This window comes from Longimicrobium sp., assembly GCF_035474595.1.
Classification (GTDB): domain Bacteria; phylum Gemmatimonadota; class Gemmatimonadetes; order Longimicrobiales; family Longimicrobiaceae; genus Longimicrobium.
Genome location: NZ_DATIND010000044.1, coordinates 17,798 through 43,885 on the forward strand (window position 1 = coordinate 17,798; position 26,088 = coordinate 43,885).

A 26,088-nucleotide genomic window follows, 5' to 3' on the forward strand; every position below is an offset into this window, starting at 1 on the left:
ACTTTTCGCACTTTCGCACCCTCCGTCCATGCCGACCGAAGCCGAGATCCGCAAAGCCCTGCGCACCGTGAAGGACCCGGAGCTGAACCTGGACCTGGTGGTGCTGGGGCTCATCTACGACATGAAGATCGACGGCGGGAAGGTGGAGGTGACCATGTCGCTCACCTCGCCCATGTGCCCCGTGGCCGGCGAGCTGCTGGAGCAGGCGCGCGCCGCGGTCGAGTCCGTGCCCGGCGTGGAGAGCGCCGACGTGGAGCTCACCTTCAGCCCGCCGTGGACGGCCGACCGCATCCCCGCCACCATCCGCGCCGCCCTGGGGCTGTAGCGCGGTGGAGGTAGGGAGATTCCCCACGCCGCTGCGGTGAAATCCGCCGATTGTCGCGTGGGGGCGCGGGTGGTAGATTGGCGCCTCCCAGGGGAATCCCGGGGAAGGCGAAGTATACGACCGAACTCTCGTGAGGAGACGTAGATGCGGATGACGAACCGGCTCCCGCTGCTGGGCATGGTGGCGCTGCTTGCCGCGTGCGGCGGCGGGGACAAGACGAGCGACAACGGCGGCGCCGCCGCCGGCACCGACACCACCACGGCCGCCGCGGCCCCGGCCGCCGCGCCCGCCCCCGCCGCGGCCCCGGCCGCGCAGGGCAACGTGGTCGAGGTGCACATGGTCACCACGCCGGACGGCGCGAACGGGCACTTCGAGCCGGCCAACGTGACGGTGAAGAAGGGCGACACCGTGCGCTTCATCACCGACGGCAAGACCGTGCACAACGTGTCGTTCCCGCCGGCCGAGAACGCGGGGAAGGCCAACCTGCCCCCGACCGGCACGTACCTGACCGCGCCGAACCAGAACTACGACGTGTCGACGGCCGGCATGGACGCGGGCACCTACAACTTCCAGTGCGACCCGCACGCCCCCATGGGCATGAAGGGCGTCCTGACGGTGCAGTAAGCCCCGGGTGAACATCAGGTAGATGGAAAGAGGAGAGCCGCCGGATCCATCCGGCGGCTCTCCTCTTTTCCTGTTCGATGGATGCATCCCGGGTCCGCCCGAACCATGGGTGAATTCACCATCAGGAAAAGAGGGGGGCCACGCCGAGCAGCAGAGAGAGGATCCTCTGCTTCTCCGGGTGAACCAGGTCTTGTAGCGAATTCGGTATTATCCCGGACTTCCAGACGCGAGCCGAAGCATCCCCGCCACTGATGTGTGCCGTTGTAGCCGCGAGTTTACTCGCATTTTCGCGCAATCCCGGATCGTCCATCAGCCTTGCGCCGGCGCTGGCGCTGGCGCGCAGAAGACGGTGGTGCGGTCCACGCCTGTGTTCGACGACCCGTTCTGGCGCGCGACCACGGCGATCTCGTAGAAGCCCTCGGCGGGCATGGTCCACGCCGCCTCGAACTGGCTGGCGGTGCCCGCGTACGACATCGGCACGGTGGCGGCGAGCTGCGCCGGCTGGGCCTCGTTCAGCACGTAGACCAGCGCGGTCACGGTGAAGTCGTCCTGCGGCCATACGGCGGTGCCGTCCGGCGGCGGGCTGGTGATGGGGCAGCCGCACATCATGGCCACGTTCGCGCGGATGGTCACCGGCCCCGGCGCGTTCAGCGAGGTGTGCGTGGGCGGGTTCACGATCTCCACCAGCTGGCCGGGGATCACCACCTGCACGCCCTGCAGCCCGGCCAGGTCCATCCCCGGCGCCACCCACTGCTGCACGCTGGCGCGGCGGGCGGACTGCAGCGACCCCAGCGGCCCGTACGCGGTGATGTCCAGCAGCCGCGGCTCGGCCAGCTCCATCTTCACCGTCATCACGGACGACTGATCGACCGGAACGGGGGTGCCCCAGTCGCGCGGCATCCCCATGATCTTTCCCGTCACCCCCGAGCCGCCGCGCACGCGCTGGTGCGCGATCAGCTCGCCGGTCACGGCGTCGCGCACGGTGATCTCCGCGCCGCCGATGTCGTTCCCCAGGAACTTCCCTCCCGCCGCGATCGCGCGCACTTCCATGGTCGTCTCGGGCATCGTTCTTCGTGCCGGGTGATGGAAATGGAGATGAGTGGAGATGATGCATTCCGCGCCCGCCTTCGCCGCCCTACATTCGCACGCCGCATCGTAAGCACCACGCGCGAGCGACGGCAAGCACTCAGCACTCAGCACTCAGCACTCAGCACTCAGCACTCAGCACTCAGCACTCAGCACTTGGGACTCAGGACTCAGGACTAAATCCGTGACCACCCGCCGCCCGCACCGCACCCTCCCGCCGCCCGAGGCGCTGGACCACCTCCGCCGCGCCGATCCCGTCCTGCGCGGGGTGATCGACCGGCTGGGGCCGATCGAGATCACCCACGAGCCGGACCTGTGGTGGTCGCTGGTGGACGCCATCGTCAGCCAGCAGGTGTCGGTGTACGCGGCCGCGGCAATCGTCGGCCGCGTCGCCGCGCTGGGCACCAGCGGCCGCCCCACGCCCGCCGAGATCGCCGTCACCGATGAGGACACGCTGCGCGGCGCGGGGCTCAGCCGCCCCAAGGTGAAGTACATCAAGGACCTGGCGGTGCGGTGGGTGGATGGGTCGCTCCGCCACGATCTCATCCCCTCGATGACGGACGAGGAGGTGATCGCCGAGCTGACGCAGGTGAAGGGGATCGGGGTGTGGACCGCGGAGATGATCCTCATCTTCACCCTCGGCCGCCCCGACGTGCTGCCGGTGGACGACCTGGGGATCCGCGCCGCCGCGCAGCAGCTGTACGGCCTGCCCGAGCGCCCCGGCCGCGACGAGCTGCTGCGGATCGGCGAGCCGTGGCGGCCGTGGCGCACCCTGGCGTCGCGCTACCTCTGGCGCAGCCTGGGCAAGACGCCCGTCGTCGCCCCCGACGATCCCGCCGCGGCGAAGCTGGCTCCGTAGCCGCGCCTCCAGGACCCGCGGGATTCGAGTCGCGGGCGGGATCATCTCGTTCCACTGCTTCGCGTTGCGATGAGATCCGGCACGGTGTCTGGTGTTTCCTGCTACACATCTTCCAAGTCGTTGAAAGAATTCGAGATGCGTGGCACCTCCGAAATCCGGGTTTGGCACGTGATTTGAGATAACCCCAAGCGCAACTTGGTCTTGTGGGCTAAGCGCGACGAGGCGCCCTGCGGTGGGGCGCCTCTTGTGTTTTTTCAGGGGAAAACTCGACGAGCGGAGGGGACCATGCACGCGACGAAGACGCTGGTGGCCGCGGTGGCGGCGACGCTTTCCCTGGGGGCCTGCGCCACGGCCGGCGGCGGCAACGTTCCCTCCGCGATGTACCTGGCTGACGGCCCCTCGGCCACCACGTCCGCCCACGCGTCGTCCGTCTCGGCCTCGGCCCGCTCGCAGGCGCCCACGGCCACGCTGCACGTGGAGAACTACAACTGGATGGACGTGGTGGTGTACGCGGTGCAGGGCACCAGCCGCATGCGCCTGGGGCAGGTCACCAGCATGAGCAGCGCCGACTTCCGCATCCCCAGCCGCTTCCTGGCCGGCGCCGCCGACAACCTGCGCCTGCTGGTGGACCCCATCGGCAGCACCGAGGGCTACATGACCGACGGCATCGTGGTTCGCGGCGGCGAGCGCGTGTCGTTCAACGTGCAGAACGCCCTGCAGTTCAGCAGCCTGATGGTGGGCACGCGCTGACCTCCCGGCCCGCGGCGGCGGGGCCCGGCAACGGGCCCGGCCGCCGGGCGCGCCCCGCTCCCAATCCGTTTCCTTCCACTCTTGCCAACCGGACCCGTCCGGTCTAGACTGGCGAGTGTCCAAACAATCCAGAAGGACAAAGTGGCCTTAAGGCCAATGCAGAGCCGGAGATGGACGACCGGCAGCACTCGACGTGGCGCGAAATTCCCGTCGAGGAGCTGCGCCGTTTCATGGCCGAGCTGGTGCAGGACAGCAACCTGCGCGAGGCCGGGCGGCTGATCCGGCGCGGGCGCGAGGCGGTGCGCAAGTTCGTCTCGGGCGACATCGAGATGCCGCACGACCGCACCCGCAAGGCCATCGCCGTGCTGTACCAGCAGAAGTACGGCACGGGCGCGCGCAGGATGTCGGAGGTGGCGCAGGCCACGCCCACGGCCACGCCGCTGAAGCTGATCCTGCCGCGCGGCGTGGAGCGCGCCTCGGCCGAGATCCGCGCCGCCTTCGACCCGCTGCGCCCGAACGGCGCCGAACTGCCGCCAACCACCGCGGCCATCGAGCGGTGGCTGCTTCGGCGCGTGAAGGAGGAGTACGCGGAGGAAGTTCCGTACGCCCGCCCGCGCCAGCGCGCCCCGCGCAAGAAGAAGCCGCCGCCGGACGCCGGGTAATCCGTTGGCAGGGGGATGAAGATGAAGCCGCGTGGACGATCCGTCCGCGCGGCTTTTCGTGGTTCCGTGGCTGATAATCAACCACTTGGTGGATGATGATCAACCATCGCGTGGCCGATTTTCACGCCGCGGCTCCGGGCATCGCGAAATCTCACGCGGAGACGCGGAGGAGCGGGGCAAGCACCTCCGCGCCTCCGCGTCTCCGCGTGAGATCCAGCGGCGTCGGAGGCGCGGCGGGACCGCTGTCGCAGCGCGCTGTGCTTGCACGTTCTTCATCCGATAAAATGGGTGCCGGTCCATCTTCCCCCACCGCTCGATCGTCATGCGATTTCCGGTTCTCCTCCTCGCCCTGGCCGCGCTGGCCGCCGCCGCTCCCGCCGCCGCGCAGGCGCGCACCGAGATGCGCTTCGCCACCGCGCCGCGCGCGGAGGTCGCGCCGCCGGCGCTGCTCGCCGACACCCTCCCCGCCGCGGGGGACGCCGCGGTGCGGCGGGAGAGCCGCGGCGGGCACGTGGCGGGGCGCAGCGCGTTCGGCGCGCTGGGGTGGTTCGGCGGCGCGGCGGCGGGCGCGCTGGTCGGCATGGCACTCGTGAACTCCGACGGCGGCGGCGAGGACTGGGAAGACCTCACCGGCCTGGTGCTCGGCGCGGCGCTGGGGAGCACGGCGGGGAGCGGCGTGGGCGCGGCGCTGCCGCGGTACGGCTCGCGGTGCGGCTTCGGGAAGCGGGTGGGGAACGGGATGCTGGGGTCGCTGGCCGGCACCCTCGTGGCCGCGACCGTGGCCAACGCCACCCATGAGAACGGCGCCGCCATCATCATCCCCATCGGCAGCTCCGTCGGCGCCGCGCTGGCCGTGGGGTGCTGAGCGGCGAAAGATTCGCCGCTTGGCGCATGACCACAATCCCCAATCATCCGTGCACTACAAACGCACGGAGAGACGTCATCGTGAGGCCGGCCACACCGTCCTTTGCCAGCAAGAGTGGTTGCAGGCCGAAGGATCCATACGCGAGGCCGCACGTGCGCTTCCGAATTGCACCACCGGTCTGCGAATTCGGCATGGAACTCGGCGTTGAGACTGTCCCCGTGCATCCCCACGACCCCAGTGCGGGCGGACACGCTCTCAACTGCGTCATCGGATGGATCTGGTGAACGACGAGCCGCCAGTGCGTAACCGCGACTGGGGCCGAAGCCGCTGATCGGATCGTGGAGAGCCGGGGTTCCAATCTGGCGCCGGACCGATATTTCGGAAATTTCCGACATTTCGATTGGGAACGAATGATACCGGATCTGGCTATCATCTGTGCATTACAAACGCACAGAGACGTCATCCTGAGGCCGGCCACAGCGTCGTTGTCCCTGCACGAGCGATTGCAGGCCGAAGGATCTATAGGCAAGGTTGCACATGCGCTTCCGGATTGCACGATCGATCTCCGAATTCGGTATGAGAGGCCATCACACCGCCGCCACGGCGAGATATCGGCGGGCGGACGCCAACGCCGGTCTGTGCCCCGCCATTTTCCGATGACTCAGTTTGCGAAATGGCGGCGAGCGCCGATGCCGTGGAGTGAGCGGATCAGCCTCGCGCAGTTTGCGCGGCTTTCCGTAACGCCAGCGTAAGCGTGAACGCTGCAGGCACTTAGCGTCTCAGCTTCTCATTGCTGCCGTTCCTAGGATCAGCTCCGTTCGAACTGTTCTTCCGGGCGCTCTGGACCGCTTCCCGCCTTCCAGGGCGGACATGGTGTGCGGAGCGTGGGAATGTCTACGTGGTCGTACAGGCGGCGCATCGTCTCCCACGTGGGGCGGGCGGAGCCACGCCCGGGACTCCGCCTTCGGCAGTTACGCAATAACCAGCCTAGTCGTCACCGTCATCACTATCGTCGCTCTCTTCCCGGCCCTCAGTTTCCGTAGTCGTTTCCTTGACGTTCTCGCCAGCGGCGTCTTTCTCAGGACTGCCGAAGGTGTCGGTCTTCGTCCTGGTTTCACTCGTACTCTTCTCGGAGTACTCTTTGTCCTGGTCGCCCATAATCCGCTCCAGAGCCAGAGGAATGAATGCGGGCAGATTTGCCCAATCTTTAGGCATCGCTACTCCCGTGCCACCAAGTCGCTTTAGATGCTCAGCCCGCGACTTCAGCGCGCTCCGGTTCGCCTGGCCGACCCGGGTGATTGACCGGGCGGCGAGCGACCGCTATCGATTCACCCTCCTGATCGCCCCGACGACTCTTCCCGCGCCGCCGTTTCGTGCCGCATCCGCTTTCGCTGGGCGTTCTCGACATCGAGATCCTCTCGGGCCACCGCCGCCACGAGGCGGGAACGCTGCTGGAGTTCCGCGACGAGGCCGAGGCACACCGCTTCCTGCGCGGGATCTTCAACGAGCCGCGAAGCCTGGACGTGGTGCGCGCGGCGCTGGCCGAGGCGGTGCTCGGGCGCGACCTGGCCCGCGCCGGCCGCGGCGAGCTGCTGGCGCTGCTGGTGCGCGAGGTGGCCGCCGGGCGGCTGCGGGTGGCCGCCCGGCCGCCCCGCCGCGTCCTCGACATCCCCGTCCCGAAAAGCACCGCGGCCGCGCCGTCTGCGCCGCCGCCCGCGCAGGCGGCGCAGAGCACCCCCGCCGACACCCAGCCAGCGGCCGCCGCGGCCGCTCCCGCGGAGGAGGAGCCCGCCGCGGCGGACGACCCCGAAGCGGCCACCGACGCGCAGGCGCAGGCCGAAACGCTGAAGCAGGCGGCGGAGAACGGCACGCCCTTCTGCGAGGAGTGCGAAAAGCTCCGCAAGGAACGCGAGGCGGCCGCCGCCGGCCAGCCCGCAGCCGCCGCGGAGCCCGCCGCGGCCGCCGAACCGGAATCGTCCATCGATTCGCAGGCGCAGGCGGTAACGATGAAGCAGGCGGCGGAGGACGGCACGCCCTTCTGCGAGGAGTGCGAACGGCTCCGCAAGGAGCGCGAGGCCGCCGCCCAGCCCGCGGGGGTGGCCGCGTGAGCGCCGCGCCCGAGACGGTGGACGCGCTGCTGGAGGCGCTCTTCCGGCGCGCCGACGACGGCACGCCGCTGGACGCGTACGCGGTGCTGGACGGCGCGCGCAACCCGCGCATCGCCGAGTGGATTGGCAGGCGGGCGATGGACTACACCTGCCTGTGGGCTGGGCGGCTGGACCCGGCGCTGCGCGAGGTGGCGCCGTACCTGGTCCATCTCCACCGCCGCGAGCCGTTCACGCGCGAGCTGCTGGAGCGGATGTGGGGCGACAGCTGGGGCGTGTTCGCCACCGCCAACGCCACCATGGAGCAGCTGCGCGTGCACTTTCGCCGCCTCCTGCGCGTGCGCGACGAGCGCGGGCGCCGCCTCCTCTTCCGCTGGTACGACCCGCGCGTGCTGCGCGTCTACCTTCCCACCTGCACCGCCGCCGAGCTGGGCGAGATGTTCGGCCCCGTCGAGCGCCTCTTCGCCGAGGCCGAGGGCGCCGCGGAGCTGACCAGCTTCCGCCGTGTGGGCGTAACACTGGAGACGCTCGCCATCCCCGTGCTACCCCCGCCCGACGCGGGGTGAGGCTCCGGCGACGGGTCGCCACGAGCCGCGCGGCCATCGAGCCGCGCGGTTTCTTTCGTTTCCGGAAATCGGCTTCACCGTGGACCCCCGCGTCCCATGCGTAGAAACATCCAGGGGGGCGGATGACGAAAACGCATGAAGGCAAACATTTGGATTCATCCACCGCACCCGTTGCGGCAATTCACGTTGCGAAAAGTAGACACACGGCTTTCTTGACTTATAGGGAACTGCTACTCAGTATAGTGTCACCCTACGGTCATACGCGGCTTCGCCAGCGCGGCACTCGCTGCCGCTCACTCCACACGCTGGACTCCCGCACTCCACGCCCTGACCGCTTTTCTTTCGACCCGGACGCCGCCCGACGCGGCGCCCGGGCCGGACCTTCGCCGCCCCCCTCGACGCAAGTCCAACGGCACGCGAGCGATGCTGGAGCTCAAGGTCCTCGTCGAAAAGCTCAACCCCGTCTGCCGCCGCGCGATGGAGCAGGCGGCGGCGCTGTGCGCGCGGCAGACGCACCACGACGTGGAGGTCGAGCACCTCCTCCTTTCCCTGCTCGGCATCCCCGGCGCCGACGCGCCGCGCATCGTGCGCCACCTGGGCGTGGACCCGGCGATCACTTCCCGCGAGCTGACCGCCGCGGTGGACCGGCTGCGGCGCGGCAACACCCGCACGCCCGCCCTCTCTCCCCATCTCCTGCACCTGTTCGAGCGCGCCTGGCTGGCGTCGTCGCTCTACCTGGGCGATGGCGCCATCCGATCGGGCGCCATCCTGGCCGCGGCGCTCGACGACGAGACGCTGCGCGGCGTTCTCCGCGGTTCCGCGCCGTCGCTGCTCCAGATCCCCCGCGAAACGCTCCACGCCCGGCTGCGCGAGCTGCTGCGCGCGGACGGCGGCGAGGAATCGGCATCCCCCGCATCTCCATCTTCATCCCCCGCTTCTTCATCTCCTTCGTCCGTCGACGGCGGGACGGGGGCGCTGGAGCGCTTCACCGTGGACCTGACGGCCGAGGCGCGGGCGCGGCGGATGGACCCGGTGCGCGGGCGCGACGCCGAGATCCGGCAGCTGGTGGACGTGCTGATGCGCCGCCGCCAGAACAACCCGATCCTGGTGGGCGACGCGGGGGTGGGGAAGACGGCGGTGGTGGAGGGCTTCGCGCAGGCGATCGCCGACGGGCGCGTGCCCGCGCCGCTGAGGAACGCGAGCGTGCGGCTGCTCGACCTGGGGCTGCTGCAGGCGGGCGCGGGGGTGAAGGGCGAGTTCGAGGAGCGGGTGAAGCGGGTGATCGAGGAGGTGAAGGCCAGCCCCGAGCCGCTGATCCTGTTCATCGACGAGGCGCACGCGCTGATCGGCGCCGGCGGCGCGGAGGGGCAGGGCGACGCGGCCAACCTGCTGAAGCCGGCGCTGGCGCGCGGCGAGCTGCGCACCATCGCGGCGACCACCTGGCCCGAGTACAAGAAGCACTTCGAGAAGGACGCCGCGCTCACCCGCCGCTTCCAGCTGGTGCGCGTGGACGAGCCGGACCTGGATTCGGCGATGGAGATGCTGCGCGGGATCGTGGACCGGCTGGAGCGGCACCACGGCGTGCGCGTGCTGGACGAGGCGGTGCGCGACGCGGTGAAGCTCAGCCACCGCTACATCCCCGCGCGGCGGCTGCCGGACAAGGCGGTGAGCGTGCTGGACACGGCGTGTGCCCGCGTGGCCATCGCCCGCGGCGCCACCCCGCCGCCCATCGAGGACGCCGACCGCCGCATCGGCCGGGCGGCGCTGGAGCTGGAGATTTTGCGCCGCGAGCAGGCCGCGGGGTCGGACCATCGCACGCGGGTGGAGGAGCTGGAGGACGTGCTGGAGGCCGCCCGCTCCGCCCGCCGCGAGCTGGACGACCGCTGGCGCGCCGAGCGCGAGCGGGTGCAGGGGATCGAGGAGCTGCGCGCGGAAGCGGGGGCGCTTCCCGCGCACGCGCCGGCCGCCGAGCGCGACCGCATCGCCCGCGAGCTGCACGCGCTGGAGGCCGACCTGGAGGCGGTGCAGGGCGCCGAGCCGCTGGTCCCCAGCTGCGTCTCGTCCCGCGTGGTGGCCGCCGTCATCTCCGGCTGGACCGGCGTGCCCGTGGGCAAGATCCTGAAGGACGAGGTGCGCGCCGTCCTGGCGCTGCGGCAGATGCTGGAGGACCGCATCGTCGGCCAGCCCGAGGCGCTGGAGACCATCGCCCGCCGCATCCGCACCTTCCGCGCGGCGCTCGACGATCCGTCCAAGCCGGTGGGCGTCTTCCTCCTGGCCGGCCCCAGCGGGGTGGGAAAGACGGAGACGGTGCTGGCGCTCGCGGACTATCTCTACGGCGGCGAGCGCAACCTGGTGACCATCAACATGAGCGAGTACCAGGAGGCGCACACCGTCAGCGGCCTGAAGGGCGCGCCGCCGGGGTACGTGGGCTACGGCACCGGCGGCGTGCTGACCGAGGCCGTGCGCCGCCGCCCGTACTCGGTGGTGCTGCTGGACGAGGTGGAGAAGGCGCACCCCGACGTGATGGAGCTGTTCTACCAGGTGTTCGACAAGGGAACGCTGGAGGACGGGCAGGGAACGCCGGTGGACTTCCGCAACACGCTCATCTTCCTGACCTCCAACGCCGGCGCCGACGAGATCGCGCGCATCTGCACGGGCGGGCGGCGCCCGCGCGCCGATGAGCTGGCCGATGCAATCCGCCCCGCGCTGCTGCACTGGTTCCGCCCCGCCTTCCTCGGCCGCCTCGTCGTCGTCCCCTTCTACCCGCTGGGCGACGGCGACATCCGCGAGATCGTGGAGCTGCGGCTGGCCGAGGTGCAGCGCCGCTTCTGGGAGGCGCACCGAGCGGAGCTGACCTACGAGGACAGCGTGGTGGACCACATCGCCGCGCGCTGCACCGAGGTGGAGAGCGGCGCCCGCAACGTGGACCACATCCTGAGCCACCATGTGCTTCCCGAGCTCAGCGCGCTGGTGCTGGAGCGCATGACGCGCGGAAGCCGCTTCGACGCGGTGCACCTGGCGCCGGGGCCGCAGGGCGGGTTCCGGTTCGAGCTGAGCCCGGGGGACAGGGGACGGGGGACGGGGGACAGAGCCCAGGTGTCCGTGCCCGCGATCGCCTCCTACGACGATCTGGCGGCGGAGGTGGGGGGATGAGGATTCCCGCCGGCCGCCGCACCTCTGCCGGGAGGCGCGCATGGCGCTGAGCCAGAACCGGTTTCCCGTGGTGGTCGACACGCCGCTGGGAGCGGACAAGCTGGTGGTGAGCAACGTCCACGGCGAGGAGCGCATCTCCGGGCTCTTCCACTACTCGCTGGAGATGCTGAGCGACGACAGCGCGCTCGCCTTCGACAGCATCGTGGGGCAGGGCGTCACCGTCTCCGTCTCGCTCTCCAACGGTGACAAGCGGTACTTCCACGGGCTCTGCACCCGCTTCAGCCAGGCGGGCACCACGGCGCGCGGCACCGTCTACCACGCCGAGCTGCGCCCCTGGCTGTGGATGCTCACCCTCACCAGCGACTGCCGCATCTACCAGAACAAGTCGGTGCCCGACATCGCCAAGGCCATCTTCGGCGAGCTGGGCTACACCGACTTCAAGGACTCGCTCACCGGCACCTACGACGCCCGCGAGTACTGCGTGCAGTACCGCGAGACGGCGTTCGACTTCATCAGCCGGCTCTTCGAGGAAGAGGGGATCTTCTACTTCTTCGAGCACGCCGACGGCAAGCACACGCTGGTGCTGGCCGACGCCACCAGCGCCCACGCCGCCGGCCCCGGCCAGGCCAGGGCGCGCTACGGCACCACTGGCACCGAGCAGGAGCAGGACGACACGGTGACCCGCGTGGCGCTGGAAGGCACCGTCATCCCCAGGAAGGTGACGCTCGACGACTACGAGTTCACCACTCCCTCCACCGACCTGAACGTAAGCCAGGAGGGGTCGCTCTTCACCACCGAGATGCGCGACTACCCCGGCAACCACGCGGCCACGGCCAAGGGCGAGACGCGGGCGAAGGTGCGGCTGGAGGCGTGGGAGGCGGCGCAGAAGACGCTGCGTGGCGAGGGCAGCCACCGCGGCTTCACCGCCGGCTTCAAGTTCACGCTGGCCGGCCACGTCCGCGACGACGTGAACGGCGACTACGTGCTGCGCTCGGTGAGCTTCAGCGCCGGGCAGGACCACTACAGCAACTCGTTCGAGGCGCTTCCCGCCGCCACCCTGTTCCGCGCGCCGCGCGCCACCCCGCGCCCGGTGATCCCGGGGACGCAGACGGCGCAGGTGGTGGGCAAGAGCGGCGAGGAGATCTGGACCGACCAGTACGGGCGGATCAAGGTGCAGTTCCACTGGGACCGGCTGGGCACGAACGACGAGAACAGCAGCTGCTGGATCCGCGTCGCGTCCGGCTGGGCGGGGAAGGGGTGGGGGGCCATCCACATCCCCCGCATCGGCCAGGAGGTGGTCGTCTCCTTCCTCGAGGGCGACCCCGACCGCCCGCTCGTCACGGGAAGCGTCTACAACGCCGAGCAGACGGTGCCGTACCCGCTGCCCGACGAGCAGACCAGGAGCACGCTCAAGTCCAACAGCAGCAAGGGCGGCGGCGCCTTCAACGAGATGCGCTTCGAGGACAAGAAGGACTCGGAGGAGATCTACGTCCGCGCCGCCAAGGACATGAACATCTCGGTGAAGAACGACCGCACCGCCACGATCGACGAGGGGAACGAGACCCTCACCGTTACCAAGGGAAAGCGCGAGACCACCGTCAGCGAGGGCGACAACCTGCTCACCGTGACCAAGGGGAAGCGCGAGACCACGGTGAGCGAGGGCGACAACCTCCTCACCGTCACCAAGGGGAAGCGCACCGTGACCGTGGGCGAGGGCGACGAGACGCTGACGGTGAGCAAGGGGAAGCGGACCGTGACCGTGGACGCGGGCGACGAGGCGCACAAGGTGGGCGGCAAGCGCACGGTGGAGGTCACCGGCGCCGAGACGCACAAGAACACCGACAAGTTCGACCACTCCACCGGCGGCAACTACACGCTGAAGGTCACCGGCGACCTGGTGATCGAGGCCACCGGGAACGTGACCATCAAGGCGGGGATGGGGATGACGGTGAAGGGCGGGACCACCATGGCGCTGGAGAGCGGAACGTCGTTCAGCGCCAAGGGCCTCTCCGTCGCCGTCGAGGCCTCCGCCGCACTCTCCGCCAAGGGCTCCGCGTCGACGACGGTGGAGAGCAGCGGGATCACGCAGGTGAAGGGAAGCCTGGTGAAGATCAACTGACGGTGCGGAAGTGCGGAAGTGCGGAAGTGCGAGAGTGCGGGACCTGGCAATCACCTGTGCACTACGAACGCACAGAGGGACGTCATCCTGAGGCCGGCCACACCATCCTTGTCCAGCACGAGTGGTTGCAGGCCGAAGGATCTATAGGCGAGGCCGCACGTGCGCTGCCGGATCGCACGATCGATCCCCGCCGCATCGAGCCAGGGGGATCGGTTCGCCGCTGGATCACATCGCCACGCCTCACCGCCTCTCATCTCCCGACGTGTTACAGGGTGCAACGGAACGTTGCAGGCGCGGTGGGACGCCCGTCCTCTTCCCATCTCCCAAGTAGTTCATCCGCATTGGTTTATGATAGATCGGGCATGGGGAACGGACGTTGCCCCTGGTGCAGGCCCCGGCGATCGACACACCGCCACGCTCCGCTGAACTCCGCAGGCTGATGACCGACCTCGCCCTTCCCGCGCTGACCATCCCCCGGCTCCCGGAGCCGGTGGAGGCGCTGGCCCACCACGACAACGGCGCGCTGATGGAGCGCGCCACGCTGGTGGACGGGAAGCCGCACGGACTGGTCGAGCAGTTCACCCCCGCCGGGCTGCCGCTGCGCCGCGCGCGCTACCGGATGGGCGTGCTGGAGGGTGAGACGGTGGACTTCGACAAGGAGGGGCAGCCGCTCCTCCGCGCCAGCTACCGCGGCGGGAAGCTGCACGGCGAGCTGCAGAGCTACGAGGCCGGCGCGCTCCGCTTCCAGGGCCAGTACCTGATGGGGATGATGGACGGCGAGGCGCGCACCTGGACCCCCGAGGGCACCCTCGGCGCCATCATGCGCTACCGGGCGGACCTCGCCGAAGGAAAGTGGGAGTACTTCGACGCGAAAGGGCGCACCGTCCGCACCGCCGAGTACCGCGCCGGCGTCCTGCACGGCGACGTGCTGGACTACCGCCCCGACGGCACGCTGCGCGAGCGGACGCCGCACGCCGCGGGACAGCCGCACGGCGAGGTGACCAGCTTCCACCCCAACGGCAAGCCCCAGCGCAAGCAGAAGTTCCGCGCGGGGAAGCCCGTGGGCGAGCCGGTGTGGTACGACGAGCGCGGGCGGAAGACCAGCCCGCCGCCGAAGTCCACCGGCGAGCTTCCGCGCTGGCAGCGCGCGATCCTCCGCATCACCGGAAAGAAGAGGTAGAGGGCAATGGGCATGCAGGTCTGCATGGGAGCCATGATGCAGTGCAGCTTCGGGGTGGCGCCGAGCACGCTCGTCGTCCTGCCCGCCAACCGGGTGCTCGCGGGCGGGCCCCCGGCGGCCAACATCATGGACCACGTGCCGATCCTGAACATCCCTCCTTTCGGGATGTGCCAGTCGCCCTCCAACCCCACGGTGGCCGCGGCCACGGCGGCCGCGCTGGGGGTGCTGACGCCCATGCCGTGCGTGCCGGTGACCGCCGCGCCCTGGATCGTGGGCGCGCCCACGGTGCTGATCGGCAGCATGCCGGCGCTGAACGACAGCTCCAAGCTGATGTGCAGCTGGGGCGGGGTGATCCAGATCACCAGCCCCGGCCAGACCACGGGCCAGATTCCCTGAAGTACCCACAATGACCGGCGAACGGTGGAGCGGGCGATGAGATACCGGTTCAGCCTCGGGCGCGGTGAAGCCGCGATGGTGCTGGGCGGCGCCACCACGGTGGGCGCCCTCCTCTTCGCCACCGGCGTGATGACGGGGATGGCGTTCGGGCGCGGCCACACCGCCCAGCCCGCCGCCGGCGCGGTGCTCGTCGCCTCGCCCGACGCCGCCACGGCCGCCGATTCGGCCACCATCGCCCGCGCGGTGGCCGACAGCGCCGCGGCCATGCAGGGCGCGCCCTCCGCGCCGGCGCAGCCCGCCGCCTTCGCCGCTCCGGCCGACGGAATCGGCGGCCCCGCGCCGGACGACGCCACGGCCATGAACGCCGACGGCTGGTCGGTTCCCGCCGGGTACGCGGCGCCCGCCGGCTCGCCCACGCGCTGGACCACGCTCCCGCCCGCGGGCGGCGCGCAGGCGGCCGACCCCGCTACGCTCGCCGCCGACCCGGGCGCGACCCGCTACGCCTCCGCCGACGCGGGCACCGCGACGGCACCGCGCAGCCGCCTGGCGCCGCCGGAGCCGCCGTACACGCCCCGCGCCGCGCCGGGCGAGGCGCGCTTCCGGGCGTACGACGGCGGGTCGGGGCCATACGCGCTGCAGGTGGGCCGCTTCCGCGAGGAAGAGGCGGCGCTGAAGGTGGTCGACGAGCTCCACGCGCGCGGCCACGACGTGTACGTCTACACCACCGCCGAGCGCGGCGGCCCGCTGTTCAGCGTGCGCATGGACCGCTACGGCGACCGCGAGACCGCCATGCGCGCCGCCGAGCGGCTGGAGCAGCGCGAGCAGCTGGCCGCGGTGGTCGTCCCCACGGAGCAGCGCTAGGTGCAGCGGCGGACGGGGTTCGGCGCGCGCCTGCAGCGGTACTTTCGCGCCAGCGGCGTGATCGCGGTCCTGCTGGTGGCCGCAGGGTGCTTCGGGCGGGGGGGGATGAAGGGCTACTCCGTGGTGGTCAGCCCCGTCGCGAACGGGAACAGCCCGGTGCCGGTGGAGATGGTGGCGGTGTTCGACAAGAAGATGGTGGCCGAGGTGTCGGGGCTGACGGCGGCCGACTGGTTCCAGCGCCGCGAGCAGTTCGGGCGCGACTACCCGGAGCGCTGGCATTCGAAGCGGTGGGAGTTCGTCCCCGGCCAGAGCATGCCGCTGCACGGACTGGAGAAGGAGCTGCGCGGCGCCCGCGCCCTCTACCTCTGGGCCGACTACCCCGGCGAAGGCCCCCACCGCGTCCGGCTGGACCGCTTCAAGTACGTGGTGATCGAGTTCGGCGAGAAGGACGTGACGGTGCGGAAGGTTCGATAACGAAAGTGCGTGAGTGCGAGAGTGCGGAAGTGCGGAAGTGCGCACCGCCGCAGGGTCCCACACCGATGTGAAGTCCGCGAAGGCGGACTGCGTGCCGTTGTAGCCGCGACTTCAGTCGCATTTTTCGCCGCCCACCCGGCACAAGGCACAAGGCACTCAGCACTCAGCACTCAGCACTTAGGACTTAGGACTTGGCACCTCAGGCCTCGGCACCCGGCCTCAGGCCCCAGCCGAACCCCAGACGTAACCCGAAGGACGAACAAGGCTCATGACGCAACACGGCTCGATCCCCGACGAAGTGATGTGGGAGGAGGGGATGCTCCTGGCCCCGCAGCACTTCCAGCAGCTCTCCATCCGCACGGAGGAGATGCTGCACTACCACGTCCGCGCGGCGTCGCCCTTCCACTGGGGCGTGCGGCGGATGCGGTCCGAGGTGCTGCCGGGCGGCGTCTTCCGCGTCACCGAGCTCGAGGCGGTGATGCCCGACGGCCTTCCCGTCCTCCATCGCGGCACCGAGAAGGAGGCGCTGGAGATCGACGTGCGCAGGCTGGCCGACGAGGCGCGCCCGCGCCCCGTCACCGTCTGGCTCACCGTTCCCGTCCGCCGCCCCGCCGACGAGCCCTTCGAGGGTTCGCTGCGCCGCTACGAGCCGCTGGAGGCCACCGAGGTGGTCGACGAGAACACCGGCCAGGGGAAGCACCCCGTCCGCCGCCTCCGCCCCCGCGTTTCCCTGCAGGCTGGCCCCGCCCCGTCGGGCGCGTACGTCTCCTTCCCGCTCGCCCGCGTCACCGTGGCCGACGACAAGCTGGCGCCGACGGACTACGAACCGCCGCGGATCGGCATCGCCCCCGGCACCTTCCCCTACGACGACTGCCGCGAGCTGGCGCGCCGCATCCGCCGCAAGGCCGAGGTCCTGGCCCGCCGCGGCGACGACTCGGAAAGGACCGAGACGCAGGTGCAGGCGCTTTCCGCCGGGCTCCCGCAGATCGAGGCGGTGCTCGACGCACCGCCGGGGATGCACCCCTTCGCCCTCTACACCGCCGCCTGCGCGCTCGCCGGCGCGGTGGCGGGCACGGCACGGCGCACGGTGCCGGGGCCCTTCCCCGCGTACGACCACGACGAGCTGCGCGCCACCTTCGCCCCCGTGCTGGCCTTCTGCGAGCAGGCGCTGGAGCGGGTGAGCGAGACGCACGTGGGCATTCCCTTCGCCGCCGAGGGCGAGGGCTTCTCCCTCGTCCTGCGCGAGGAGTGGCTGCGCGGCGGGCTGACCGTGGGCGTGCTGGCGCAGGGCGGGGCCACGGAGGGCGAGGCAGCGGAGTGGCTGGAGGAGTGCCGCATCGCCAGCGCCAGCCGGATGGACTCGGCGCGCGACCGGCGCATCGCCGGGGCGGCGCGCGAGAAGGTGCGCGACACCGGGCGGCTGGGCTTCGTCCCCGAGCGCGGCGAGGTGCTGTTCCGCATCGAGGCCGACCCCGACGCGGTGGCCGCGGGCGAGGCGCTGGTGGTGGTGAACCCGCGCGACCCGTCGGGCCGCCGCCGGCCGCGCGCGATGGTGCTGTACACCCGGAGCGCCTGAGATGCCCGCCGCCGCCGTGCAGACCGAGGACGCCTTCGTCCTGCAGTGCTTCCGCGAGTTCTACGCGCAGGTCATCCGCCTGCGCCGCGGCGTGCTCTCGAACCCGTGGGGAATCGCGCAGTCGGGGAGCAGCCCCGAGCGCGACGAGGCGCTGCGGCAGGGCGCCGCCCAGCGCGTGAGCGACCTTCTCCTGGCCACCCTCGAACGCCAGGCGCTGGAGGCCGGGCGCCGCTCCGGCGAGCCCGGCGCCGAGTTCTACCGCGAGGCACAGTACGTCATGTCCACGCTGGCCGACGAGGTCTTCCTCCACCTGGAATGGGAAGGGCGCCACACCTGGGCGGCCAACCTGCTGGAGACGCGCCTCTTCGGCACGCACGTGGGGGGCGAGACCTTCTTCCGGCGGCTCGACGCGCTGCTGCACGAGCAGGACGCGGTGAAGCGCCCCGTGGCCGGGGTGTACCTGATGGCGCTCTCGCTGGGCTTCCAGGGGCGCCACCGCGGTCGCGATGCGGCCGCCGTGCTCGCCGACTACCGGCGCCGCGCCTTCGCCTTCGTGTTCCCGGGGCACCGCTCGGTGCTGAAGGGCGAGCGCAGGCTCTTTCCCGAGGCGTACGAGCACACGGCGGCGGGGGGCCAGCCCATCCGCCTCCCGCACGCGCGGCGGTGGATCGTGGCCGCGGCGGCCGTCCTCCTCCTCTACCTCTTCGTCAGCCACCGCGCCTTCGTGGGCGCCACCACGCAGACGCGCACCGCCACGGCCGGCGTGATGGCGGCCGAGTCGACCGTCACCGCCGCGCGGAGGGCCAGATGACCCTCGCCATCCTCCTGGCCCCCGGCCTCCGCGGCGCGCTTCCCTTCCTCCTGGCCGGCACCGTCCTGCTGGTCGCCGCGCTCCTGCTGTGGATCGCCTCGGTGGTCCGCCGCGCGCACGAAGCCGCGGAGTTCGAGGGCGGGGCGGCGACGGGCGACGCGGCCGCCGCGGCGGTGCCGGAAGTCGATCTGGACGCGCTGCACCTGAAGCTCCGCCGCTCGTTCCGCGACGGGCTCGCGCAACTCCGCAAGATCCGCGGGCGCGACGCGCGCTACGATGTGCCGTGGGTGCTGGTGGCCGGCGAGCCCGGGTCGGGGAAGACGGCGGCGATGCTGGGGTGCGGGCTGGAGCGCCCGTACGACGAGGCGGCGCCGGGGAACGAGCCGGCCTCGGCGCGCGACCCGCTGCGCTGGGAGTTCTACGACCGCGGCGTGGCGCTGGACCTGAAGGGCGACCTGTTCCTGCGCGCCGACGGCAGCACCTACGAGGAAGGGTGGAACCACTTCCTCCACCTCCTGGCTGAGCACCGCGGCCAGCGCCCCCTCGACGGGCTGGTCCTCACCCTCCCCGCCCCGGTGCTGCGCGGCCCGGCGGCACGCGAGCAGGCCGCCGCCCGCGGCGAGGTGGTTTCGCGGCGGCTCAGGGAGATGCAGAAGACGCTGGGGATCCGCATCCCCGTCTATCTCCTCGTCACCCGCTGCGACGTCCTTCCCGGCTTCGCCAGCATGGCCGCGCAGCTCCCGGCCGAGGCGCGCGAGGAGGCGTTCGGGTGGTCCAGCCCGCAGCACGTGGACGCCGCCTTCCGCCCCGAGTGGGTGGACGCGGCCCTCGAGGAGATGCACGCCGACCTGCTGGGCACGCAGGCCGAGCTGCTGTCCGAGGCCACGGACCCCGACGGCGTGTTCCAGCTCCCGGGCGAGGTGAAGGGGCTGGCGCCGGGGATCCGCGCCTTCCTGGAAGAGGTCTTCCGCGAGAGCGTGTACCACGAGTCGTTCTCCTTCCGCGGCCTGTACTTCTCCGGGAGCGCCGACCCGGCCGACGCGCTGACCGCCGCCGCCGCCGGCGACTCGCCGCAGGGCGACGCGACGCTGCCGACGGCCGACGACCAGGACGCCGACGGCGTCAGCGACTCCGCGGGCGTGGCCGCCGAGCCCGAGCTGGCGCGGCCGGTGTTCCTGCGCGACTTCCTGGGCGAGAAGGTGTTCGCCGAGCGCAACCTGGCGCGGCGCGCGGCGGGCGGGCGCTTCGGGCGCGACCGGCGCGTGGTGGCCGCGCAGGCGGCCATGGTGCTGCTGACGGTGGTCGGCGGGCTGGGGCTCTGGCTGGACAACGGGCGGCTCGTGCGGCGCGACGCCCAGACCGCCACCCTGCTGAACGGCGTGGCCGCGCGCGTGCGCCCGCTGCGGCTGCGCGACGGCCAGACCGACATCCTTCCCCTGATGGACGAGCTGGCGCGCATCGACCCGCGCCCGCTGAAGTCCTGGTTCGCCCCCACCTCGTGGGTGGACCCGGTGCGCCGCCGCGTGACCCGCGCCGCCTCGGGCGCCTTCAGCGACGTGATCCTGCCCGCCATGCGCGACTCGCTGGAGCAGCGCGCCGAGCGGCTGGCGCCCACCGGCCACGTGCGGCTGATCGACCTGCAGTCGGGCGACGTGTCGGGCGGCGTTCCGGTGACCGGGGCCACGGTGCAGCGCTACCTGGCCGACCTGGGCGAGCTGTCGGCCAACGTGCGCCGCTTCAACACCCTGGCACGGCAGGACAGCGGCAGCGTGGGCATGCTGGACAGCGTGGCCGCCTACGTGTTCGGCGAGCGCCAGGCGCGCGGCGACAGCGACCCCCGCGGGGTGATCGCCGGGGCGCTGCGGCGCTCGGGGACGCGCCCCATCACCGGTGCGTCGCACACCGACGTGGCGCTGGCGCGCGCCGACTCGCTGGTGAGCGCGGCGTACGACGGGCTGCTGGACCAGGTGCGCGGGCTGCGCGACGACGTGAACGCGGCCGAGGGCGCCGGGCCGGCGCAGCTGCCGCTGGATCAGTACCGGCGGATGGCGGGCCGCGTGGACTCGGTGCGCGGCTACGTGACCAGCGACTGGCTGAACCCCGCGGGCGGCCTCCCTCCGGAGCTCGCCCGGCTGCTGCGCGCCATCCCCAACAGCGAGGTCATCAGCGGGCAGACGCTGGCGCGGGCGTTCCCCAGCAGCTTCGCCGGCATCCGCAGCGCCAGGCTGCAGTCCGCGCGGCAGACGCTGGGCGACGTGTACTCGGCCGCGGCGGGAACGCCCGACAGCGCCGCCGCGTTCGGCGACGACGGCGGGAGCGGCGCCGCGCTGGCGCTGCGCACCGCGCTCGACGCGCTGAAGGGGCGCAGCTTCATGGGCACCGGCGGCCCCGTCTCCCTCCTGGCCCCGCAGCCCGCCGCCACCTGGGCGGTGTGGAACGTCCGCGCGCTCGACGACGCGCTGGGGATGTTCGCCGAGTACCAGGCGTACAGCCGCGACCGGCTGAACGGCGTGAATCCCGGCGCGCGCAACCTCGTCCAGGGCCTGGCGACGGTCGCGCTCGAGGCGCGGATGACGCAGGCCGTGGCGCGTGCGCGGGCGTGGGTCCCCGCGGCGCGCCCCTTCGGCCTCCCGGCGCGCGAGCGCGACCTGCGCACCCGCGCCGACGCGCTGCGCCCCGCGGCCACCCGCATCCTGCGGCTGATGGCGGCGTTCGACTCGCTCCACCTCACCCGCCCCTACACCGAGCTGGCCTCCATCCTGGTCGACCAGGACGCCGAGCTGCTGGCCGACGCCGAGAAGCTGCTGGCCGACAGCGGCCCGTACGCGCCGCTGGACCCCGACTTCAGCTGGTGGAACGGGCAGAAGCCGCTGGCGCCGCAGACCTTCGGCGCGGCCGACGCCGAGGAGCTGGAGGGCTACCTCTCGCTGCAGCGCACGCGCGTGGCCGCGGTGGCGCAGGGGATCGCCGCGCCGCTGCTGGCCGACTTCGAGTCGCCCGCCTTCGACGCCTACGACCGCGACACCGGCGTGCGCGGGCAGAACGGCCCCGCGGCGGCGGTGCGCTGGCGCGGCGTGGTGCAGGCGCTCGACGGCTACGCGGCCAAGACGCCGGGGAACTCGCTGGTCGCGCTGGAGCAGTTCATCCGCACGGGGATGGACGGCGTGGACCTGGGGGGATGCGACGCCTCGCTCGGCCGGCGGCGCGCGGTGCTGGACCTGTTCGGGCAGCTGCGCGAGCGGCTGCGCGACCCGCTCGCCGCGCGCTGCCGCACGGTGGCCGCGACGCGCGTGGCCGGCGCCTACAACCGCCTGCGCGCGCAGTTCCAGACCGAGCTGGCCGGGCGCTTCCCCTTCGCCGCGCCGGGAGCGGGGAACGGCGACGCCGACGTGGACGCGGTGCGGCGCTTCTACCGCGCGCTGGACCAGCAGGCGTGGGCCGACTCGCTGGTCCGCAGCGGCACCGCGGGCGTGGGCGGCCCCGGGAGCGACGCCGCGGCCTTCCTGGAGGAGATCGATGCGGCGCGGCCGTTCCTCGCCACCCTTCTCGGCGCGGACACCACCGGGCAGCCCGCCTTCGTGGTGATGGCCGAGTTCCGCGCCGCCCGCGCCCGCGAGCGCGGCGGCGAGCAGATCGCCGAGTGGTGGCTGGAGGTCGGCGGCGACCGGCTGACGGCGCGCGACTCGGTGGGCGCCGCCACCCCCTGGCGCGCGGGCGACGCCGTCCGCCTGGGCGTGCGCTGGGCCATGGACAGCCCGCTGCGCCCGGTCCCCACCGGGCTGGCCGCGCCGGGGCGCGTGGCCGACCGCCAGGTGTCGTGGAGCTTCGGGGGAGACTGGGCGCTGCTGCGCCTCATCTCCACCCTGGGCGCGACCGGCGCCGAACTGGGCTCCACCCCGGCCCGCCAGCGCCACATGCTCGCCCTTTCCATCCCCACCGTCCCCGTCGTGGTGGACAGCACCCTTTCCCCCGAGCGCGCGCGCGTCTTCGTCCGCGTCCGCCTGCGCGATCCCGTGACCGGCGCCGAGCGCGCGCTGCCGGCGTTCCCGCCGTACGCGCCGGCGCTGCGCGGGGGCAGGGGAGAGGGGACGGGGGACAGGGGACAGGGGGGGATCCGGGGCGGCGACCAGATGGTTGCATCGGCCAACGGAAGGACAAAGTGGACTGATGGGGGGATGGATCGCTCCCGATCTCCCGATGACGCGGTTGCGGGGCAGAGGACCGCGCCGTCGGCGGCGATGCGCTGGTGGACGCGGCTGCTGGGGTGGTGGAAGGAGGCGGGGCGATGAGCGCGGTGATGGAGACCACGGGGATGGACATCGAGCGCTTCACCCGCCCGATCTCCGCCGAGAAGCCCGCGGGCGAGTGGCTGCGCTACGACCCCGTGTACGGCCAGCTCCGCGAGGCCCGCCGCGAGGACGACGCCACCGTGCCGCAGGGGCAGTGGACGCGGGAGCTGAAGCGCGCGGACTGGAACGGCGTGGCCGCGCTCTGCCTGGAGGTGCTGGAGAAGCGCTCGCGCGACCTGCAGGTGGCCGCGTGGCTGATGGAGGCGTGGATCCGCCAGCGCGGCTTCGGCGGCGCCCGCGACGCGATGGCGCTGATGGCCGCCATGTGCCAGGCGCAGTGGGAATCGCTCTTCCCGCCGCTGGAGCCCGACGACGCCGACGCCCGCAACGCGCCCTTCGTGTGGGTGAACGAGAAGCTCAGCATCCTCCTGACGCTGGTCCCCATCACCGCGCCGGAGACGGCCGACAGCGAGCGCTACGACTGGGCGGACCTGCAGGAGGCGCTGCGCCGCGAGGCCAGGGCCGAGGGCGCGCCCGCGCCGACGCCGCGGCGGGGCGACCCGCCGCCGGAAGCGGCCGAGGGGCCCACGCGCACCCGCTTCGCCGCCTCGGTCTCGCTCACCCCCGCGGCCTTCTACGGCGCGCTGGCGGCCGACACGGCGGGCGCGCACGCGGCGGCGGCGCGGCTGCAGGAGATCCTGGACGCGCGGCTGGGCAAGGACGGCCCCACGCTGGGCCGCCTGCTCGAGACGCTGCGCCAGGTGGCCGCCTGGGCCGCCGACGAGGCCGAGGCGCGCCGGGTGGAGGCCGTGTCGGCCGCGCTCCCCGCCTGGGCCGCGTCGGAAACGGCGCGCAAGGCCGCCGCGGCGGTCCCCAGCCTTCCCGCCTGGGCGGCGTCGGCGCCCGAACCCGCAGCCCCCACGGAGGAGCCGATGGACGCACCCGCGCTGGTGCCCGCGCCGCCCGCCTTCGCGCCGCGCGCCGCCGGGCCGGTGAACAGCCGCGAAGAGGCCTACCGCCGCCTGGGCGAGGCCGCCGAGTACCTGATGCGCACCGAGCCGCACTCGCCCACCCCGTACCTGGTGCGCCGCGCCGTGGCGTGGGGCGGCAAGAGCCTGGCCGACCTGATCGAAGAGTTCCTGCGCGACGGCTACGACCTGAAGACGCTCCGGGTGTTCCTGGGGCTCGTGGACGAGACCAAGCGCTGACGGGGGCGGCCCGAGAGCCGCCCGGCAGTTCCTTCACACCGGTGTCCCCCCTGCCGACCCTCAACATCGTGAGGGGAAGCGATCATTACCGCCCTGCCCCAAAGGAGCAGCCCCATGAAGGAGAGCATCCAGCACAAGCTCGACCGCGTCCGCCCCCCGCGCGTCCAGATCACGTACGACCTGGAGCTCGGCGGCGCCGTCCAGCGCAAGAGCCTGCCCCTGGTCATGGGGATCATGGCGGACCTGTCGGGCCACCCCGAGAAGCCGCTGCCGGCGCTGAAGAAGCGCAAGTTCGTGGAGGTCGACCGCGACAACATCAACGAGGTGATGGCCAAGTCCGGGACGCGCCTGGCGCTCTCGGTGCCCAACCGGATCACCGGCGAGGGGAACCTGCAGGTGGAGCTGGGCTTCAGCAGCATCGACGACTTCGGCCCGCTTTCCATCGTGCAGCAGGTGGAGTCGCTGCGCCGCCTGTACGAGCAGCGCCAGCGCCTCAGCGACCTGCTGACCAAGCTGGACGGCAACGACGAGCTGGAGAAGCAGCTCTCGGCCGCCAGCGACGACGAGCTGAAGGAGATCAAGCAGCTTTCGGCCGGCGAGCCCGCCGAGGCCACCGCGTAAGCGGCATCCACCGACTGACCCCCATTCGAACCGGAGAACCGAGATCATGTCCGAGACCGAAGCCGCGGCCGGCGGAGCCGCCACCGAGGATGTCACCGTCCTCGACCGCATCGTGCGCGAGGGACGGATGGCGCGCGACCCCGTGCAGGTGCAGATCGCCCGCTCGCTGGTGGGCGAGTACGCCGCCCAGGTGCTGGACCAGCACATCCAGAAGAAGGAGAACCTGGCCGCCGCCATCCAGGAGCGTATCGCCGAGATCGACGAGACCATCGGCGCGCAGCTGAACGCCATCCTGCACGACGCCCAGTTCCAGAAGCTCGAGGCCACCTGGCGGGGGATGTTCTACCTGGTCATGGGCACCGACACCGGCACCCAGCTGAAGCTGCGCGTGCTGAACGCGACGCGCGACGAGCTGCAGAAGGACCTGGACAAGGCCGTCGAGTTCGACCAGAGCAACCTGTTCAAGAAGATCTACGAGGAAGAGTACGGCACCTTCGGCGGCAACCCGTACTCGGTGCTGCTGGGCGACTTCGAGTTCGGCCGCCACCCGCAGGACGTCGCCTTCCTGAACAAGGTCAGCGAGGTGGCCGCGGCCGCGCACGCGCCCTTCATCGCCGGCGCCAGCGCGCGGCTGTTCGACATGGACAGCTTCACCGAGCTGGCGGTGCCGCGCGACCTGGCCAAGCTCTTCGAGAGCACCGAGCTGGTGGGGTGGCGCAGCTTCCGCGACACCGAGGACTCGCGCTACGTGACGCTCGTCCTCCCGCACATCCTCCTCCGCCTTCCCTACGGCCCCGACACGCTCCCGGTCGACGGGCTGAACTTCAGGGAAGACGTGGACGGCCGCGACCACGGCAAGTACCTGTGGGGGAACGCGGCGTGGGCGCTGGGACTGCGCATCACCACCGCCTTCGCGCAGTACGGCTGGACGGCCGCCATCCGCGGCGTGGAGGGCGGCGGCGTGGTGGAGGGGCTGCCGGCGCACACCTTCCGCACCGACGAGGGCGACGTGGCGCTGAAGTGCCCCACCGAGATCGCCATCACCGACCGGCGCGAGAAGGAGCTCAGCGACCTGGGCTTCATCTCCCTCTGCCACTGCAAGGGAACGGACTACGCCGCCTTCTTCGGCGGGGCGACGACCCAGAAGCCCAAGGCGTACAGCACCAACCAGGCGAACGCCAACGCGCGCCTGTCGGCCACCCTGCCGTACCTGATGGCCGCCAGCCGCTTCGCGCACTACCTGAAGGTGATGATGCGCGACAAGATCGGCTCGTTCTCCAGCAAGTCGTCGATCTCCAAGTACCTGAACGACTGGATCGCCGAGTACGTGCTGCTGAACGACGACGCGCCGCAGAGCGCCAAGGCGCGCTTCCCGCTGCGCGAGGCGCGGGTGGACGTCACCGAGATCCCGGGGAAGCCGGGCGCCTACAACGCCACGGTGTTCCTGCGCCCGCACTTCCAGCTCGAGGAGCTGACCGCCAGCATCCGCCTGGTGGCCGAGCTGCCGCCGCCGGCCGCGGCGTAAGCCCCGGCGCGCGGGGAGACGCCGTTCCGGGCG

Annotated in this window: 22 protein-coding genes; 20 read left to right on the forward strand and 2 right to left on the reverse strand. The window is 71.8% G+C overall.

Annotated features, from left to right (window positions below):
- The first annotated feature begins 28 nt into the window (after positions 1-28).
- Positions 29-325, forward strand: coding sequence for a metal-sulfur cluster assembly factor (locus tag VLK66_RS06955; protein ID WP_325308657.1), 297 nt, complete (start codon positions 29-31; stop codon positions 323-325).
- A 144-nt stretch (positions 326-469) separates the two neighbouring features.
- Positions 470-949 carry a plastocyanin/azurin family copper-binding protein gene (locus VLK66_RS06960; RefSeq protein WP_325308658.1) on the forward strand — a complete coding sequence of 160 codons (480 nt, stop codon included), beginning with the start codon at positions 470-472 and terminating at the stop codon, positions 947-949.
- Positions 950-1,258: 309 nt separating this feature from the next.
- On the opposite strand, the gene VLK66_RS06965 is transcribed toward VLK66_RS06960, so the two are convergent.
- The gene (locus VLK66_RS06965) at positions 1,259-2,014 is read right to left on the reverse strand and encodes a hypothetical protein (RefSeq protein WP_325308659.1); all 756 of its coding nucleotides are present in this window, start codon (positions 2,012-2,014) and stop codon (positions 1,259-1,261) included.
- A gap of 205 nt (positions 2,015-2,219) precedes the next feature.
- On the opposite strand from VLK66_RS06965, the gene VLK66_RS06970 reads away from it, so the two are divergent.
- From VLK66_RS06970 to VLK66_RS06985, 4 genes are all read left to right on the forward strand, one after another.
- Complete coding sequence (locus tag VLK66_RS06970; protein ID WP_325308660.1) at positions 2,220-2,894, forward strand: DNA-3-methyladenine glycosylase; 675 nt, start codon at positions 2,220-2,222, stop codon at positions 2,892-2,894.
- Positions 2,895-3,179: 285 nt separating this feature from the next.
- Positions 3,180-3,644, forward strand: a complete 465-nt coding sequence (locus VLK66_RS06975) for a hypothetical protein (RefSeq protein ID WP_325308661.1) — start codon at positions 3,180-3,182, stop codon at positions 3,642-3,644.
- Between the two features lie 170 nt (positions 3,645-3,814).
- Positions 3,815-4,306: a hypothetical protein gene (locus tag VLK66_RS06980; RefSeq protein ID WP_325308662.1), complete on the forward strand. Its 492-nt coding sequence runs from the start codon at positions 3,815-3,817 to the stop codon at positions 4,304-4,306.
- Positions 4,307-4,628: 322 nt separating this feature from the next.
- Entirely contained in the window at positions 4,629-5,171 is a 543-nt protein-coding gene (locus VLK66_RS06985) for a hypothetical protein (protein WP_325308663.1), read from the forward strand.
- Positions 5,172-6,158: 987 nt separating this feature from the next.
- Here the strand turns inward: VLK66_RS06985 and VLK66_RS06990 are convergent.
- Positions 6,159-6,386, reverse strand: coding sequence for a hypothetical protein (locus VLK66_RS06990; protein ID WP_325308664.1), 228 nt, complete (start codon positions 6,384-6,386; stop codon positions 6,159-6,161).
- 158 nt (positions 6,387-6,544) lie between these two features.
- Between VLK66_RS06990 and VLK66_RS06995 the strand changes: the two genes are divergently transcribed.
- The 14 genes from VLK66_RS06995 (at position 6,545) to tssC (ending at position 26,055) form a co-directional block, all read left to right on the forward strand.
- Complete coding sequence (locus VLK66_RS06995; protein WP_325308665.1) at positions 6,545-7,279, forward strand: hypothetical protein; 735 nt, start codon at positions 6,545-6,547, stop codon at positions 7,277-7,279.
- Entirely contained in the window at positions 7,276-7,842 is a 567-nt protein-coding gene (locus VLK66_RS07000; protein ID WP_325308666.1) for a DUF4123 domain-containing protein, read from the forward strand. Before VLK66_RS06995 ends, VLK66_RS07000 begins: the two co-directional genes overlap by 4 nt.
- 423 nt (positions 7,843-8,265) lie before the next feature.
- Positions 8,266-10,995 carry a type VI secretion system ATPase TssH gene (gene tssH / locus VLK66_RS07005; protein WP_325308667.1) on the forward strand — a complete coding sequence of 910 codons (2,730 nt, stop codon included), beginning with the start codon at positions 8,266-8,268 and terminating at the stop codon, positions 10,993-10,995.
- Between the two features lie 40 nt (positions 10,996-11,035).
- Positions 11,036-13,114 carry a type VI secretion system Vgr family protein gene (locus tag VLK66_RS07010; protein WP_325308668.1) on the forward strand — a complete coding sequence of 693 codons (2,079 nt, stop codon included), beginning with the start codon at positions 11,036-11,038 and terminating at the stop codon, positions 13,112-13,114.
- Between the two features lie 439 nt (positions 13,115-13,553).
- Positions 13,554-14,294 carry a hypothetical protein gene (locus VLK66_RS07015; protein WP_325308669.1) on the forward strand — a complete coding sequence of 247 codons (741 nt, stop codon included), beginning with the start codon at positions 13,554-13,556 and terminating at the stop codon, positions 14,292-14,294.
- A 6-nt stretch (positions 14,295-14,300) separates the two neighbouring features.
- Positions 14,301-14,690 (forward strand): DUF4280 domain-containing protein, encoded by a 390-nt coding sequence (locus tag VLK66_RS07020; RefSeq protein WP_349260490.1) that lies wholly within the window; start codon positions 14,301-14,303, stop codon positions 14,688-14,690.
- Between the two features lie 36 nt (positions 14,691-14,726).
- Positions 14,727-15,551 (forward strand): SPOR domain-containing protein, encoded by an 825-nt coding sequence (locus tag VLK66_RS07025; RefSeq protein ID WP_325308671.1) that lies wholly within the window; start codon positions 14,727-14,729, stop codon positions 15,549-15,551.
- Positions 15,552-16,025: a hypothetical protein gene (locus VLK66_RS07030; RefSeq protein WP_325308672.1), complete on the forward strand. Its 474-nt coding sequence runs from the start codon at positions 15,552-15,554 to the stop codon at positions 16,023-16,025. It begins immediately after the preceding gene.
- Between the two features lie 268 nt (positions 16,026-16,293).
- Positions 16,294-17,601 carry a type VI secretion system baseplate subunit TssK gene (gene tssK, locus VLK66_RS07035; RefSeq protein ID WP_325308673.1) on the forward strand — a complete coding sequence of 436 codons (1,308 nt, stop codon included), beginning with the start codon at positions 16,294-16,296 and terminating at the stop codon, positions 17,599-17,601.
- 1 nt (position 17,602) lies between these two features.
- Positions 17,603-18,412, forward strand: coding sequence for a DotU family type IV/VI secretion system protein (locus tag VLK66_RS07040; RefSeq protein ID WP_325308674.1), 810 nt, complete (start codon positions 17,603-17,605; stop codon positions 18,410-18,412).
- Complete coding sequence (locus VLK66_RS07045; RefSeq protein WP_325308675.1) at positions 18,409-22,701, forward strand: type VI secretion protein IcmF/TssM N-terminal domain-containing protein; 4,293 nt, start codon at positions 18,409-18,411, stop codon at positions 22,699-22,701. The genes VLK66_RS07040 and VLK66_RS07045 overlap by 4 nt, the downstream gene beginning before the upstream one ends.
- Positions 22,698-23,909: a type VI secretion system protein TssA gene (tssA, locus tag VLK66_RS07050; protein ID WP_325308676.1), complete on the forward strand. Its 1,212-nt coding sequence runs from the start codon at positions 22,698-22,700 to the stop codon at positions 23,907-23,909. Before VLK66_RS07045 ends, tssA begins: the two co-directional genes overlap by 4 nt.
- Before the next feature lie 114 nt (positions 23,910-24,023).
- Entirely contained in the window at positions 24,024-24,530 is a 507-nt protein-coding gene (gene tssB / locus VLK66_RS07055) for a type VI secretion system contractile sheath small subunit (RefSeq protein WP_325308677.1), read from the forward strand.
- A 46-nt stretch (positions 24,531-24,576) separates the two neighbouring features.
- Entirely contained in the window at positions 24,577-26,055 is a 1,479-nt protein-coding gene (tssC, locus tag VLK66_RS07060) for a type VI secretion system contractile sheath large subunit (protein WP_325308678.1), read from the forward strand.
- The last annotated feature ends 33 nt before the right edge of the window (positions 26,056-26,088 follow it).

What these genes read in the sequence shown, in the direction of transcription:
- VLK66_RS06955 (WP_325308657.1), top strand. Translation starts at nt 29, where the DNA reads ATGCCGACCGAAGCCGAGATCCGCAAAGCCCTGCGCACCGTGAAGGAC.
- VLK66_RS06960 (WP_325308658.1), top strand. Translation starts at nt 470, where the DNA reads ATGCGGATGACGAACCGGCTCCCGCTGCTGGGCATGGTGGCGCTGCTT.
- VLK66_RS06965 (WP_325308659.1), bottom strand. Translation starts at nt 2,014, where the DNA reads ATGCCCGAGACGACCATGGAAGTGCGCGCGATCGCGGCGGGAGGGAAG.
- VLK66_RS06975 (WP_325308661.1), top strand. Translation starts at nt 3,180, where the DNA reads ATGCACGCGACGAAGACGCTGGTGGCCGCGGTGGCGGCGACGCTTTCC.
- VLK66_RS06980 (WP_325308662.1), top strand. Translation starts at nt 3,815, where the DNA reads ATGGACGACCGGCAGCACTCGACGTGGCGCGAAATTCCCGTCGAGGAG.
- VLK66_RS06985 (WP_325308663.1), top strand. Translation starts at nt 4,629, where the DNA reads ATGCGATTTCCGGTTCTCCTCCTCGCCCTGGCCGCGCTGGCCGCCGCC.
- VLK66_RS06990 (WP_325308664.1), bottom strand. Translation starts at nt 6,386, where the DNA reads ATGCCTAAAGATTGGGCAAATCTGCCCGCATTCATTCCTCTGGCTCTG.
- tssH (WP_325308667.1), top strand. Translation starts at nt 8,266, where the DNA reads ATGCTGGAGCTCAAGGTCCTCGTCGAAAAGCTCAACCCCGTCTGCCGC.
- VLK66_RS07010 (WP_325308668.1), top strand. Translation starts at nt 11,036, where the DNA reads ATGGCGCTGAGCCAGAACCGGTTTCCCGTGGTGGTCGACACGCCGCTG.
- VLK66_RS07015 (WP_325308669.1), top strand. Translation starts at nt 13,554, where the DNA reads ATGACCGACCTCGCCCTTCCCGCGCTGACCATCCCCCGGCTCCCGGAG.
- VLK66_RS07020 (WP_349260490.1), top strand. Translation starts at nt 14,301, where the DNA reads ATGGGCATGCAGGTCTGCATGGGAGCCATGATGCAGTGCAGCTTCGGG.
- VLK66_RS07025 (WP_325308671.1), top strand. Translation starts at nt 14,727, where the DNA reads ATGAGATACCGGTTCAGCCTCGGGCGCGGTGAAGCCGCGATGGTGCTG.
- tssK (WP_325308673.1), top strand. Translation starts at nt 16,294, where the DNA reads ATGACGCAACACGGCTCGATCCCCGACGAAGTGATGTGGGAGGAGGGG.
- VLK66_RS07040 (WP_325308674.1), top strand. Translation starts at nt 17,603, where the DNA reads ATGCCCGCCGCCGCCGTGCAGACCGAGGACGCCTTCGTCCTGCAGTGC.
- VLK66_RS07045 (WP_325308675.1), top strand. Translation starts at nt 18,409, where the DNA reads ATGACCCTCGCCATCCTCCTGGCCCCCGGCCTCCGCGGCGCGCTTCCC.
- tssA (WP_325308676.1), top strand. Translation starts at nt 22,698, where the DNA reads ATGAGCGCGGTGATGGAGACCACGGGGATGGACATCGAGCGCTTCACC.
- tssB (WP_325308677.1), top strand. Translation starts at nt 24,024, where the DNA reads ATGAAGGAGAGCATCCAGCACAAGCTCGACCGCGTCCGCCCCCCGCGC.
- tssC (WP_325308678.1), top strand. Translation starts at nt 24,577, where the DNA reads ATGTCCGAGACCGAAGCCGCGGCCGGCGGAGCCGCCACCGAGGATGTC.